Annotated in this window: 14 protein-coding genes; 12 read left to right on the plus strand and 2 right to left on the minus strand. The window is 73.8% G+C overall.

Annotated features, from left to right (window positions below; all coding sequences use genetic code 11):
- The first annotated feature begins 128 nt into the window (after window positions 1-128).
- Window positions 129-1,334, plus strand: coding sequence for a sensor histidine kinase (locus ACZ7EC_RS15725; RefSeq protein WP_471062800.1), 1,206 nt, complete (start codon window positions 129-131; stop codon window positions 1,332-1,334).
- 30 nt (window positions 1,335-1,364) lie between these two features.
- On the plus strand, window positions 1,365-2,036 hold the full coding sequence (locus tag ACZ7EC_RS15730) for a response regulator transcription factor (protein WP_471062802.1): 672 nt from the start codon (window positions 1,365-1,367) through the stop codon (window positions 2,034-2,036).
- A gap of 34 nt (window positions 2,037-2,070) precedes the next feature.
- On the opposite strand, the gene ACZ7EC_RS15735 is transcribed toward ACZ7EC_RS15730, so the two are convergent.
- Complete coding sequence (locus tag ACZ7EC_RS15735) at window positions 2,071-3,282, minus strand: threonine aldolase family protein (protein WP_471062803.1); 1,212 nt, start codon at window positions 3,280-3,282, stop codon at window positions 2,071-2,073.
- A 188-nt stretch (window positions 3,283-3,470) separates the two neighbouring features.
- Between ACZ7EC_RS15735 and ACZ7EC_RS15740 the strand changes: the two genes are divergently transcribed.
- The 10 genes from ACZ7EC_RS15740 to ACZ7EC_RS15785 all read left to right on the plus strand — a co-directional run bounded on the left by ACZ7EC_RS15740 (window position 3,471) and on the right by ACZ7EC_RS15785 (window position 11,691).
- Entirely contained in the window at window positions 3,471-4,481 is a 1,011-nt protein-coding gene (locus tag ACZ7EC_RS15740) for a Rossmann-like and DUF2520 domain-containing protein (protein WP_471062805.1), read from the plus strand.
- Window positions 4,478-5,479 carry a pantoate--beta-alanine ligase gene (panC, locus tag ACZ7EC_RS15745; RefSeq protein ID WP_471062807.1) on the plus strand — a complete coding sequence of 334 codons (1,002 nt, stop codon included), beginning with the start codon at window positions 4,478-4,480 and terminating at the stop codon, window positions 5,477-5,479. The genes ACZ7EC_RS15740 and panC overlap by 4 nt, the downstream gene beginning before the upstream one ends.
- A complete protein-coding gene (locus tag ACZ7EC_RS15750; protein ID WP_471062809.1) occupies window positions 5,476-7,173 on the plus strand; it encodes an L-aspartate oxidase in 1,698 nt (565 codons plus the stop codon). The genes panC and ACZ7EC_RS15750 overlap by 4 nt, the downstream gene beginning before the upstream one ends.
- 29 nt (window positions 7,174-7,202) lie before the next feature.
- A complete protein-coding gene (gene nadC / locus ACZ7EC_RS15755) occupies window positions 7,203-8,180 on the plus strand; it encodes a carboxylating nicotinate-nucleotide diphosphorylase (RefSeq protein WP_471062810.1) in 978 nt (325 codons plus the stop codon).
- A 5-nt stretch (window positions 8,181-8,185) separates the two neighbouring features.
- On the plus strand, window positions 8,186-8,983 hold the full coding sequence (locus tag ACZ7EC_RS15760; protein ID WP_471062812.1) for a type III pantothenate kinase: 798 nt from the start codon (window positions 8,186-8,188) through the stop codon (window positions 8,981-8,983).
- Between the two features lie 112 nt (window positions 8,984-9,095).
- Complete coding sequence (locus ACZ7EC_RS15765) at window positions 9,096-9,701, plus strand: hypothetical protein (protein ID WP_471062905.1); 606 nt, start codon at window positions 9,096-9,098, stop codon at window positions 9,699-9,701.
- A 129-nt stretch (window positions 9,702-9,830) separates the two neighbouring features.
- Complete coding sequence (locus ACZ7EC_RS15770; RefSeq protein WP_471062814.1) at window positions 9,831-10,010, plus strand: hypothetical protein; 180 nt, start codon at window positions 9,831-9,833, stop codon at window positions 10,008-10,010.
- Between the two features lie 168 nt (window positions 10,011-10,178).
- Window positions 10,179-10,598, plus strand: coding sequence for a BlaI/MecI/CopY family transcriptional regulator (locus ACZ7EC_RS15775; RefSeq protein WP_471062815.1), 420 nt, complete (start codon window positions 10,179-10,181; stop codon window positions 10,596-10,598).
- A 9-nt stretch (window positions 10,599-10,607) separates the two neighbouring features.
- The gene (locus tag ACZ7EC_RS15780; protein WP_471062816.1) at window positions 10,608-11,141 is read left to right on the plus strand and encodes an amino-acid N-acetyltransferase; all 534 of its coding nucleotides are present in this window, start codon (window positions 10,608-10,610) and stop codon (window positions 11,139-11,141) included.
- A gap of 214 nt (window positions 11,142-11,355) precedes the next feature.
- Window positions 11,356-11,691 carry a histone-like nucleoid-structuring protein Lsr2 gene (locus ACZ7EC_RS15785; protein WP_471062817.1) on the plus strand — a complete coding sequence of 112 codons (336 nt, stop codon included), beginning with the start codon at window positions 11,356-11,358 and terminating at the stop codon, window positions 11,689-11,691.
- A gap of 43 nt (window positions 11,692-11,734) precedes the next feature.
- On the opposite strand, the gene ACZ7EC_RS15790 is transcribed toward ACZ7EC_RS15785, so the two are convergent.
- Entirely contained in the window at window positions 11,735-12,355 is a 621-nt protein-coding gene (locus ACZ7EC_RS15790) for an SCO3374 family protein (protein WP_471062819.1), read from the minus strand.
- Between the last annotated feature and the right edge of the window lie 44 nt (window positions 12,356-12,399).

The raw sequence follows: 12,399 nt of genomic DNA on the forward strand, positions 1-12,399 counted from the left end.
GGCTTGCGTCCGGAAGACGCCGGGCGCCGAGGTGATCATCGCCTCCACCTTGGGGAGTACGTCCGCCGGGCCCGGATCGGCCCTCCGGTTGACCCGTTTGGGCATTCCATTTCCCTACTCTGGGTTACGTGCAGCGCCTCTACGACTTCTTCCGCCGCCACCCGACCGGGGTCGACTCCTTCTGGGCCGTCGTCCTGTTCGGGCTGTCGGTGCTCAGCGAGGTCAATCTGCGCGGCACGCCCGGCCACAGGACGTCGCTCGGCGCGGGGATCGCCGTCTCCGCCGTGCTGTGCGTCGTCGTCGCGCTGCGCCGCCGGTTCCCGGAGCCGATGCTGCTGCTGGCGCTCGCCACCGGCCTCGCCCAGCTCGTGCTGGACGTGGAGACGGGCGTCGCCGATTTCGCGCTGCTGGTGATCGCCTACACGGTCGCCACGACAGGCGCGCGCTGGGCCTCCCGGCTCGCCCTGGCGGCCAGTTTCTGCGCCGCGGCCATGGCCCAGCTGCGCTGGCCGGCGCAGCACTCCAGCTTCGCCGGGCAGCTCGCCATCGTGGTCTTCCAGACCGTGCCGTTCACGCTCGCCTGGGTGCTCGGCGACTCCATGCGCACCCGGCGCGCCTACTTCGCCCAGCTGGAGGAGCGCGCGGCCCGCCTGGAGAGGGAGCGCGAGGCGCAGTCGAAGGTCGCGGTCGCCGCCGAGCGCGCCCGGATCGCCCGCGAACTGCACGACGTCGTCGCGCACAACGTGTCCGTGATGGTGGTCCAGGCCGACGGCGCCGCCTACGTTCTGGACGCCGCCCCCGACCAGGCCAGGAAGGCCCTGGAGACGATCTCCTCGACCGGCCGGCAGGCCCTCGCCGAGATGCGCCGCCTGCTGGGCGTGCTGCGCACCGGGGAGCACCAGGAGAGCGGGGAGTACGTCCCGCAGCCCGACGTCGAGCAGATCGACGAGCTGATCGAGCAGTGCCGCAGCTCGGGCCTGCCCGTCGACTTCAAGGTGGAGGGCACCCCGCGCCCGCTGCCCAGCGGGGTGGAGCTGACCGCGTACCGGATCGTGCAGGAGGCGCTCACCAACACCCGCAAGCACGGTGGGCCGAACGCGGGTGCGAGCGTGCGTCTGGTGTACTTCGACGACGGTCTCGGCCTGCTCGTGGAGGACGACGGCAGGGGAGCCCCGCAGGAGATGTACGAGGAGGGCGGCGCCGACGGCCGGGGGCACGGACTGATCGGGATGCGCGAACGCGTCGGCATGGTCGGCGGCACCCTGGACGCCGGGCCGCGACCCGGCGGAGGCTTCCGCATCAGCGCCCTTCTGCCGCTCAAACCGGCGCACTGAGTCACCGAAACGGATGGAAGAAGGACCCCGATGACGATCCGCGTGATGCTCGTCGACGACCAGGTGCTGCTGCGCACCGGGTTCGGGATGGTGCTCGCCGCCCAGCCGGACATGGAGGTCGTCGCCGAGGCGGGGGACGGCGTCGAGGCCCTGGAGGCGCTGCGCTCCACCGCGGTCGACGTCGTCCTGATGGACGTCCGCATGCCCAAGCTCGACGGCGTGGAGGCCACCCGGCGCATCTGCGCGCAGCCGGACGCGCCCAAGGTGCTGATCCTGACCACGTTCGACCTGGACGAGTACGCCTTCTCCGGGCTGAAGGCGGGCGCGTCCGGCTTCATGCTCAAGGACGTGCCGCCCGGCGAGCTGCTGGCCGCCATCCGCGCCGTGCACAGCGGTGACGCGGTGGTGGCGCCCTCGACCACGCGGCGCCTGCTGGACCGGTTCGCGCCGATGCTGCCCTCCGGCGCCGGGGACCCTGCGCACAAGGAGCTGGAGCGGCTCACCGAACGGGAGCGCGAGGTGATGGTGCTGGTCGCGCAGGGCCTGTCCAACGGGGAGATCGCGGCGCGGCTGGTGCTGTCCGAGGCGACCGTGAAGACCCATGTGGGCCGCATCCTCACCAAGCTGGGGCTGCGGGACCGGGTGCAGGTGGTGGTGCTGGCCTACGAGACCGGCCTGGTGCGGGCCGGCGGCCACGGCTGACACCCGCCACCGCCCGCGGTTCCCTGCCGCCGGATCACCCGGCGGCTCCCGGCGAGCCCCCTTCCCGCCCCGGCAGCCGCCGCGCGAACTCCCGTACGGCGGCCCGCACGTCCCCCGCCGTCCACTCCAGGCCGGACGCCCGCACGGAGACCTCCGTGCGGGCCGTGCCGGGGGCCGCGCCGCCGGACCAGCCGCCGGGGAAGAGGGCCACCGAGGTCTCCTCGGCCTGCCGCAGCGCCGCCTCGGCGAGCACCTCGGGCTCGTACGGCAGCCAGACCTGGAACTCGTGGGTGTGCGGCACCTCCGGGTGCACCCGCGCCCAGGCGAGCCCCGCTTCGGCGAACCCCTCGCGCAGCGCGGCGGCGACCACGCGCGCGTGGCGGACGTACTCGGGCAGCCGGGGCAGCGCGCGCTCCAGGCCGATCAGCGCGGACAGCGCGGTCGGGAACTGCTGGAAGATCTGCCCGCCGTACCGGTGCCGCCAGGTCCGCGCCTCCTCGACCAGCGAGCGCGGCCCGGCGAGCGCGGCGCCGCCGAGGCCGTCGAGGGACTTGTAGAACGACACGTAGACGCTGTCGGCCAGGCCCGCGATCTCCGCCAGGGGGCGCCCGAAGTGCTCGGTGCACTCCCACAGGCGCGCGCCGTCGAAATGCACCACCGCGTCGCGCTCCCGCGCCGCCTCCACCAGCTCGGTCAGCTCCTCCCAGCCGGGCAGCACGAAACCGGCGTCCCTGAGCGGCAGTTCGAGCATCAGGGTGCCGAAGGGCTCCGCCAGGTCGCGTATCTCCGCGGCCGTCGGCCGGCTGCTCCCGCCGCCCACGTGGACCGGGCGCAGCCCGCTGACCTGGCTGAGGGCGTCGCGTTCGTGCACCTCGGGGTGGGACAGCGGGTGCAGGGCCACCGCGGGGTTGCCGGTACGGCCCGCCCAGCAGCGCAGCGCCACCTGCTGGGCCATGGTGCCCGTGGGGAAGAACGCGGCGTCCTCGGTGCCCAGCAGCGCGGCGACCCGCTCCTCCAGGGCGGCGACGATCCGGTCGCCGTAGACGTCGGCCGGTTCGTCCAGGTCGTACACCTCCGCGCCCGCCTCCGCCAGGTCCGCCAGGCGGTCGCGGACCGAGTCGCCCGCGGGCGACCGGCTCAGCCGGCGCGCGCCCCGCCGCCGCACGGCCGCCCACCGCTCCCCGGCCGTGGGCTCCGCCCGCTCGCCGGCCATCGCTTCCGTGTCCTGCCCGGATGTCTCGGTCATGCCGCGATCATGCCGCGCCGGAGCCGCGCGTGGCACCGGGGATTCCCGGCCCGTCCGCGGGCGTGTCGAAACCCACAGCCTGTGGACGACCGCTCGGCGGCGGACCGAGATAGCGTTAACATGACGAGAAATCGTCCGGTACATCGTCCGGTACCCGAAGCGGACTGGAACGGGAAGGCCGTCGTCGCGTGAGTACAGTCCACCAGCAAGACCACCGGGACCGCCCCGCGCGGCTCACCGTCGGCGTCGTGGGCGCCGGCCGGGTGGGCCCCGCGCTGGCCGCGTCCCTCCAGCTCGCCGGGCATCGGCCGGTGGCCGTCTCCGGTGTCTCCGACGCCTCCCGCAGGCGCGCCGAGGCCCTGCTTCCGGGCGTGCCCCTGGTGCCGCCCGCCGAGGTCCTGGAGCGCGCCGACCTGGTGCTGCTCACCGTCCCCGACGACGTGCTGCCCGCCCTGGTCACGGGGCTCGCCGAGACCGGTGCCGTACGGCCGGGGCAGCTGCTCGTGCACACCTCCGGCCGGTACGGCGCCAAGGTGCTCGACCCCGCCCTGCGCTCCGGTGCCCTGCCGCTCGCGCTGCACCCCGCGATGACCTTCACCGGCACCCCCGTGGACGTCCAGCGCCTCGCGGGCTGCTCCTTCGGCGTCACCGCGCCCGAGGAACTGCGGCTGGCCGCCCAGGCCCTGGTGATCGAGATGGGCGGCGAGCCGGAGTGGATCAGCGAGGAGAACCGCCCGCTCTACCACGCGGCCCTCGCGCTCGGCGCCAACCACCTGGTCACCCTGGTCGCCCAGGCCATGGAGCTGCTGCGCACGGCCGGTGTCGAGGCCCCCGACCGGATGCTCGGCCCGCTGCTCGGCGCCGCCCTGGACAACGCCCTGCGCTCCGGTGACGCGGCCCTGACCGGGCCGGTCGCGCGCGGGGACGCCGGGACCGTCGCCGCGCACCTCGTGGAGCTGCGCACGCACGCCCCGGCGGCCGTCGCGGGCTACGTCGCGATGGCCCGCGCCACCGCCGACCGCGCCCTCGCGCACGGCCTGCTCAAGCCGGAACTCGCCGCGGACCTGCTCGGCGCGCTGGCCGACGGCACGGCCACGGGCGCTCCCGGCGCACCAGGGGCACCCGGCACGCCCGGCACCGAGCGTGACGACAACGACGGCACCGACGGCCCGACCGGCACCGAGGGGAACGACCGATGACCACCGCCCTGCTCAGCACCGCGCGAGAGCTGCACGCCCGCCCCCGCACGGGCCGCCGCGCCGTCGTGATGACCATGGGCGCGCTGCACGAAGGCCACGCCACCCTCATCCGCTCCGCGCGCGAGATCGCCGGCCCGGACGGCGAGGTCGTCGTCACCGTCTTCGTCAACCCGCTCCAGTTCGGCGCGGGCGAGGACCTGGACCGCTACCCGCGCACCCTGGACGCGGACCTGAAGGTCGCCGAACAGGCCGGTGCGGACGCCGTGTTCGCGCCCTCCGTGGACGAGGTCTACCCCGGCGGCGACCCCCAGGTACGCGTCACCGCGGGCCCGATGGGTGAACGCCTGGAGGGCGCCTGCCGCCCCGGCCACTTCGACGGCATGCTCACCGTCGTCGCCAAGCTGCTCCACCTCACCCGCCCCGACGTCGCCCTCTACGGCCAGAAGGACGCCCAGCAGCTCGCCCTGATCCGGCGCATGGTGCGGGACCTGAACTTCGGCATCGAGATCGCCGGCGTGCCGACCGTGCGCGAGGAGGACGGGCTCGCGCTGTCCAGCCGCAACCGCTTCCTGTCGGTCGACGAGCGCCGCACCGCCCTCGCCCTGTCCCGCGCGCTGTTCGCCGGCCGCGACCGGCACGCCGCCCAGGAGGCGCTGCGCGCGCGGGCCCGCGAGGTGCCGGCCACGCAGGCGCGCGCGGAGGCGCTGAGCGCGATAGGGGAGTCCCGCGCGGCCGCCGACGCGCACGCGGTGGCCACCGCCGCGCCGGGCGGTCCGGCCGCCGTCCGCGCCGCCGCCCGCCAGGTCCTGGACGAGGCCGCGCACTACGACCCGCCGCTCGAACTGGACTACCTCGCCCTGGTCGACCCGTCCGACTTCACCGAGATCGGCGACGACTTCGCCGGCGAGGCCGTGCTCGCCGTCGCGGCGCGGGTCGGCGCCACCCGGCTGATCGACAACATCCCGCTCACCTTCGGCACCCTCGGAGCCGCCTCGTGACCAGCACCGGCATACGACTGCACGCGCCCGCCCCCGGCTGGGCCATCACCGCGGACGTCGTCGTCGTCGGCTCCGGCGTGGCCGGGCTGACCGCCGCCCTGCGCTGCGAGGCCGCCGGGCTGAGCACGGTGGTCGTCACCAAGGCCCGCCTGGACGACGGCTCCACCCGCTGGGCCCAGGGCGGCATCGCGGCCGCCCTCGGCGAGGGCGACACCCCCGAACAGCACCTGGACGACACCCTGGTGGCGGGCGCCGGCCTGTGCGACGAGTCGGCCGTACGCCTCCTGGTCACCGAGGGTCCGGACGCGGTACGACGGCTCATCGAGACCGGCGCGCACTTCGACGAGTCCGACGGGGGCGGCCTCGCCCTCACCCGCGAGGGCGGCCACCACCGGCGCCGGATCGCGCACGCGGGCGGCGACGCCACCGGCGCCGAGATCTCCCGCGCGCTGGTCGAGGCGGTCCGCGCGCGCGGCCTGCGCACCATCGAGAACGCGCTCGTCCTGGACCTGCTCACGGACGCCGGGGGCCGCACGGCCGGTGTCACCCTGCACGTCATGGGCGAGGGCCAGCACGACGGCGTGGGCGCGGTGCACGCCCCCGCGGTGGTCCTCGCCACCGGCGGCATGGGCCAGGTGTTCGCCGCCACCACCAACCCGTCGGTGTCCACCGGCGACGGCGTGGCCCTCGCGCTGCGCGCCGGCGCCGAGGTCAGCGACCTGGAGTTCGTGCAGTTCCACCCGACCGTGCTGTTCCTCGGCACCGACGCCGAGGGCCAGCAGCCGCTGGTCTCCGAGGCGGTGCGCGGCGAGGGCGCCCACCTGGTCGACGCCGGTGGCGCCCGCTTCATGCTCGGCCAGCACGAACTGGCCGAGCTGGCCCCGCGGGACATCGTGGCCAAGGCCATCATGCGGCGGATGCAGGAGCAGGACGCCGAGCACATGTTCCTCGACGCCCGCCACTTCGGCGCCGAGATGTGGGCGCACCGCTTCCCGACCATCCTGGCCGCCTGCCGGGCCAACGGCATCGACCCGGTCACCGAGCCCATCCCGATCGCCCCGGCCGCCCACTACGCCTCCGGGGGCGTGCGCACCGACGCGCACGGCCGCACCACCGTGCCGGGCCTGTACGCGAGCGGGGAGTGCGCCTGCACCGGCGTGCACGGCGCCAACCGGCTCGCCTCCAACTCCCTCCTGGAGGGCCTGGTCTACGCCGAGCGGATCGCCGCGGACATCGCCGCCGAGCGCGCCGCCGACGGCCTGCGCGCGCGGGTGCCCGAGCCGGTGCCGCACCCCGGCAGGCCCGCGCACCCGCTGCTCGCCCCCGAGTCCCGGTTCGCCATCCAGCGGATCATGAGCGAGGGCGCGGGCGTGCTGCGCAGCGCCGAGTCCCTCACGCGGGCCGCCGAGCAGCTCCAGCGGCTGCACACGGACGCCCGCGACGCGCTGGACGTGCACGGCAAGACCGCCGAGCCCGGCGTGGACACCTGGGAGGCCACCAACCTCCTGTGCGTGGCCCGCGTCCTGGTTGCCGCCGCCCGGCTGCGCGAGGAGACCCGCGGCTGCCACTGGCGCGAGGACTTCGCCGGGCGCGACGACGCCAACTGGCGCCGGCACATCGTCGTCAGGCTCGATCCGGACCGTTCGCTGGCGGTGCGCCCCACCGACACCGCAGACTTCCCCCCTACCCGGTAACGCCCAGCGCTTCAGGAGCAGTGACAGACGTGAGCACCGACGACCTTCCCCTCGTGACGACCGGCGGCTGCGGCGACGGCTGCGGCTGCGGCGCGGAGCACGACGAGGAGTACCTGGAGTGCGGGCTCGACCCCGTGCTCGCCGAGCTGCTGGCCGCCGCCGGGCTCGACCCGGTCGAGGTCGAGGACATCGCCACCGTGGCCGTCCAGGAGGACCTGGCCGGCGGGGTGGACGTGACCACGGTCGCGACCATCTCCGAGGAGGCCGTCGCCACCGGTGACTTCACCGCGCGCGAGGCGGGCGTCGTGGCCGGGCTGCACGTCGCCGAGGCCGTGCTCTCCGTGGTCTGCACGGACGAGTTCGAGGTCGAGCGGCACGTGGAGGACGGCGACCGGGTCGAGGCCGGGCAGAAGCTGCTGTCCGTCACCACCCGCACCCGCGACCTGCTCACCGCCGAGCGCAGCGCGCTGAACCTGCTGTGCCGCCTGTCCGGCATCGCGACCGCGACGCGCGCGTGGGCGGACGCCCTGGAGGGCACGAAGGCCAAGGTCCGCGACACCCGCAAGACGACGCCGGGCCTGCGCGCCCTGGAGAAGTTCGCGGTCCGCGCGGGCGGCGGCGTCAACCACCGCATGTCCCTGTCGGACGCGGCCCTCGTCAAGGACAACCACGTGGTCGCGGCCGGCGGCGTCGCCGAGGCGTTCAAGGCTGTACGGGAGTCCTTCCCGGACGTGCCGATCGAGGTCGAGGTCGACACGCTGCACCAGCTGCGCGAGGTCGTGGAGGCGGGCGCCGACCTGATCCTGCTGGACAATTTCACGCCCGGCGAGTGCGCGGAGGCCGTGGGCATCGTGGACGGCCGGGCGCTCCTGGAGGCCTCCGGCCGCCTGACGCTCGCCACCGCGCGCGCCTACGCCGACACGGGCGTCGACTTCCTCGCCGTCGGCGCGCTCACCCACTCCTCGCCGATCCTGGACATCGGCCTGGACCTGCGCGAGGCGGAGTAACGGCCATGCTGCTCACGATCGACGTCGGCAACACGCAAACCGTCCTCGGCCTGTTCGACGGCGAGGACATCGTGGAGCACTGGCGCATCTCCACCGACGCCCGCCGCACGGCGGACGAACTGGCGGTGCTGCTCCAGGGCCTGATGGGCATGCACCCGCTGCTCGGCGACGAACTGGGCGACGGCATCGACGGGATAGCGATCTGCGCCACCGTCCCCTCGGTCCTGCACGAGCTGCGCGAGGTCACCCGGCGCTACTACGGCGACGTCCCGGCGGTCCTGGTCGAGCCGGGCGTCAAGACCGGCGTGCCCATCCTCACCGACAACCCCAAGGAGGTCGGCGCCGACCGCATCGTCAACTCGGTCGCGGCGGTGGACATGTACGGCGGCCCGGCGATCGTCGTCGACTTCGGTACGGCGACCACCTTCGACGCGATCTCCGCGCGCGGCGAGTACGTGGGCGGTGTCATCGCCCCCGGCATCGAGATCTCCGTCGACGCGCTCGGCGTCAAGGGCGCCCAGCTCCGCAAGATCGAGGTGGCCCGGCCGCGCAGCGTGATCGGCAAGAATACGGTCGAGGCCATGCAGGCGGGCATCGTGTACGGGTTCGCCGGCCAGGTCGACGGGGTGGTGGGCCGGATGGCGCGCGAGCTGGCCGACGCCCCGGACGACGTGACGGTGATCGCGACGGGCGGGCTGGCGCCGATGGTGCTCGGCGAGGCATCGGTGATCGACGAGCACCAGCCGTGGCTGACGCTGATCGGACTGCGGCTGGTGTACGAGCGGAACGTGGCGCGGCTTTGACGTGGCGCGGCTTTAGGGGGAAACCCTCGCGACACATCATCCCGTTGTGACGCTTTTGTCCGATTAGCGGTAGCGTCGCCGCATGCCCACGCCATACGGATCCCGCGGCGGCATGGCGTTCGGCGCGGAGGAGCTGCGTGTGCTCCGCCGCGCCCTCGCCCTCGCCCTTCACCCCGGCCGCACGTCCGCCCAGGACGTACAGGACTGCCTCCGCCTCGCCGAGTCGCTCGACGAGGCGATCCACGAGGGGGTGAGACTGCGCGCCTTCCTGCTGGCCGATCTGGACCGCTACCGGGCCGCGCTGCCGGGCACCGCGGCCGGCTACTTCACCCTTCTGGAGGAGGCGCTGGGCGCCGCGTACCGGCCGCTGCCGGACGACCTCGCGGCGCTGCGGGCGCTGCGCGGGAACCCGAGGGCGGCGGCGCTGCTGGAACGCTGCCAGGCGCTGGCGGAACAGGACGTACGGGCCCGCTTCGCCCAGGGTGCGCGCAGGGTCCCGGCGCCGGCGGTGCCGCCCGCGCGCACCCGCCTGCTGGCCCTGTCGGGCGGCGCGGGGCGCCAGTCGGAGGACGCGGGCAAGCGGCCCCCCGAGCCCGCCCCCAAGCCGGCCCCCGCCGAGCGGCCCGACCCCGCCGCCCCCAAGCGCCCCATCCCCACCCCCGGCGAGGTCTTCCCGCGCCGCAAACCCCCGGCCCCGCCGCACCAGCTGGTCTGCTGATCCCGACCGGGCGCCCACCGGCGGCGGGCGCCCGCCCGGTGACCCTTTGCTCCGGGGTCGGCGGCATGCCCCTCCGGGCAACGCCCACCCCGCCCGATTCGCCCGGTAGGGCATGGCTACTCTGGTCGCATGGACTATGTCTCCGCGCTTGTGCCCCCGGTCGTGATGGCCGTGTTCTTCATCGGTGTGGTCCGGGTGATCGTGAAGACCCAGGGCGGGGCGGCCAAGGCCAAGGAGGACGCGGCCGTCGACGCCGCGATCGCGCGGGCGGAGGCGGCGGGCGGCACGTCCGCCGCGGCCGACGCCTGAGCCGCCCGAGGGATCGCCGCGGGCCGGGGGGGAAGTGCCGCTTTCCCCGGATGCGCCCTTTTTGTCTGGGTTAGCAAGGTTCAGCCACGTCTGGCAGGTCTTTGTCCGGATCTCCCACTATTGTTCTGAGTTGTGCCTCGCCCCTTGGGAGAACTCGAAGACGCGGTCATGACGCGGGTGTGGAAGTGGAACCGCCCGGTGACCGTTCGGGAAGTCCTGGAAGACCTCCAGCAGGAACGCACCATCGCGTACACCACCGTGATGACGGTTTTGGACAATCTCCATCAGAAGGGCTGGGTCCGCCGCGAGGCGGAAGGCCGGGCCTATCGATATGAGGCCGTCTCCACCCGCGCCGCCTACGCCGCCGCCCTCATGAACGACGCCTGGTCGCAGAGCGACAACCCCGCCGCCGCACTCGTCGCGTTCTTCGGGATGATGAGCGAGGAACAGCGCCAGGCCCTTCGGGACGCCGTACGCATCGTCCAGGGACCGGAAACCCGGCAAGCCCCCGAAGCCGCGGAACCGCGAGCCGCACAAGCGGAGCAACAGGAGAACCCCGGCTCGGCTCAGGACACCGCCGGGCGATAGCGTCCGCCCATGTCCGCGAAGCGCCCCGAAGTCTCCGCAAAAGCCATCACCGTCCGCCGGGCCAGGACCGGCGATGTGCCGGCCGTGCGCCGGCTCCTCGACGCCTACGTCCAGGGCCGCATCCTGCTCGACAAAGCCACGGTCACGCTTTACGAGGACATCCAGGAGTTCTGGGTCGCGGAACGGGACGACAACGCCGAGGTCGTCGGCTGCGGCGCGCTGCACGTCATGTGGGAGGACCTCGCGGAAGTCCGCACTCTTGCGGTGAAGCCCGGTCTCAAGGGCGCGGGCGTCGGCCACCAGTTGCTGGAGAAGTTGCTCCAGACCGCGCGCTGGCTCGGTGTTCGCCGGGTATTCTGCCTGACCTTCGAAGTCGACTTCTTCGGGAAGCACGGCTTCGTCGAGATCGGCGAGACGCCGGTCGACACCGATGTCTACGCGGAGCTGCTGCGTTCCTATGACGAGGGCGTCGCGGAGTTCCTCGGACTCGAACGAGTGAAACCGAACACCCTGGGCAACAGCCGGATGCTTCTGCATCTGTGATCGTCTTTGCCCGGCGACTATGCGCGGTGCCCTATGTCCGAAACGCGTATCTTTCCGGCCGGTGCGCCCTCCCCACCGCTCTCCCAGGGGTTTGTGTTTTTCCCGCAAAAGCGGTTTGCTTTCCGATGTATCGCAGTACTGCATATAACAGGGGCGGCGAAACGGGCGGACGCACGCACCCTGACCCTCAACGTTATCGATGAAAGGAAATCCGGTGGCACAGAAGGTTCAGGTCCTTCTTGTCGACGACCTCGACGGCGGCGAGGCGGACGAGACGGTGACGTTCGCGCTGGACGGCAAGACGTACGAGATCGATCTCACGACCGCCAATGCGGACAAGCTGCGCGGCCTTCTCGACCCTTATGTCAAGGGTGGCCGTCGTACCGGTGGCCGTGCTTCCGGTGGCCGCGCAAAGACGCGCGCCGCCTCCAGCGGCAACCAGGACACCGCGGCGATCCGCGCCTGGGCCAAGGAGAACGGCCTGGAGGTCAACGACCGCGGCCGTGTTCCCGCCTCCATCCGCGAGGCGTACGAAAAGGCCAACGGCTGACCGGTCGAATCGGCCGGATATCGGTACGACCATCAGTACGGCGCTACGGCGAGACCGGCACCCCGCCGCATTCCCGCCGCAGCCGGACGCGGTGACACCACGCCGCCACCGTGTCCACCAGCCGTACGAGATCCGGGGCGCTCCCCTCGCGCCCCGCACCCGGCATCGCGGGCAGCGAGGCAGCCGCCTCGCCTCCCGGCACAGGGGGCCGCAGCCACACGGCGGCCCCCTTCGGGCCGCCGGACGGCGGCAGCGGCCGACCGGGCGGCAGGGGCGCCTCCAGGACGTCCCCCGCCCCCAGGGCCCGCAGATCGAGCGCCACGGCGCCCCACTCCAGCCAGTCCAGCAGCCCCGGCAGCTCCTCCGCGCAGCCCGCGGCCACCAGCAGCCGCATCCGGCCCCCTTGCAGGGCCACCGGCGAGCCCGGCGCCAGATGCCGCAGCGCCCGCGCGCCCGCCTCGGCCGGCACGTCCAGGACGTCGAAGCGCACCCCGGCCGGCAGCCCCGGCGGCGGTCCGGGCACGGTCGGCCAGCCCAGCTCCCGCTCGTACCAGCGCCGCACCCGGCGCCATCCCGGCCCGCACCCGCGCGCGCCGGGCGCTCCCGGTTCGACGGGGCGGCGGGGAAGGGGGACCGTGGAGGTCGTGGGGACCGTGCCAGTCATGCCGGGTGCAACAGGCGGGACAGGCGGCGAGTTACGCTGAGTGC

The sequence above is a fragment of the Streptomyces sp. NPDC037203 genome (genome assembly GCF_055605065.1).

Bases quoted from the DNA above. Each gene is read 5' to 3' on its own strand.
- ACZ7EC_RS15780 (WP_471062816.1), top strand. From the start codon at position 10,608: ATGTCCGCGAAGCGCCCCGAAGTCTCCGCAAAAGCCATCACCGTCCGC.
- ACZ7EC_RS15735 (WP_471062803.1), bottom strand. From the start codon at position 3,282: ATGACCGAGACATCCGGGCAGGACACGGAAGCGATGGCCGGCGAGCGG.
- ACZ7EC_RS15730 (WP_471062802.1), top strand. From the start codon at position 1,365: ATGACGATCCGCGTGATGCTCGTCGACGACCAGGTGCTGCTGCGCACC.
- ACZ7EC_RS15765 (WP_471062905.1), top strand. From the start codon at position 9,096: ATGGCGTTCGGCGCGGAGGAGCTGCGTGTGCTCCGCCGCGCCCTCGCC.
- panC (WP_471062807.1), top strand. From the start codon at position 4,478: ATGACCACCGCCCTGCTCAGCACCGCGCGAGAGCTGCACGCCCGCCCC.
- ACZ7EC_RS15770 (WP_471062814.1), top strand. From the start codon at position 9,831: ATGGACTATGTCTCCGCGCTTGTGCCCCCGGTCGTGATGGCCGTGTTC.
- ACZ7EC_RS15775 (WP_471062815.1), top strand. From the start codon at position 10,179: ATGACGCGGGTGTGGAAGTGGAACCGCCCGGTGACCGTTCGGGAAGTC.
- ACZ7EC_RS15790 (WP_471062819.1), bottom strand. From the start codon at position 12,355: ATGACTGGCACGGTCCCCACGACCTCCACGGTCCCCCTTCCCCGCCGC.
- ACZ7EC_RS15760 (WP_471062812.1), top strand. From the start codon at position 8,186: ATGCTGCTCACGATCGACGTCGGCAACACGCAAACCGTCCTCGGCCTG.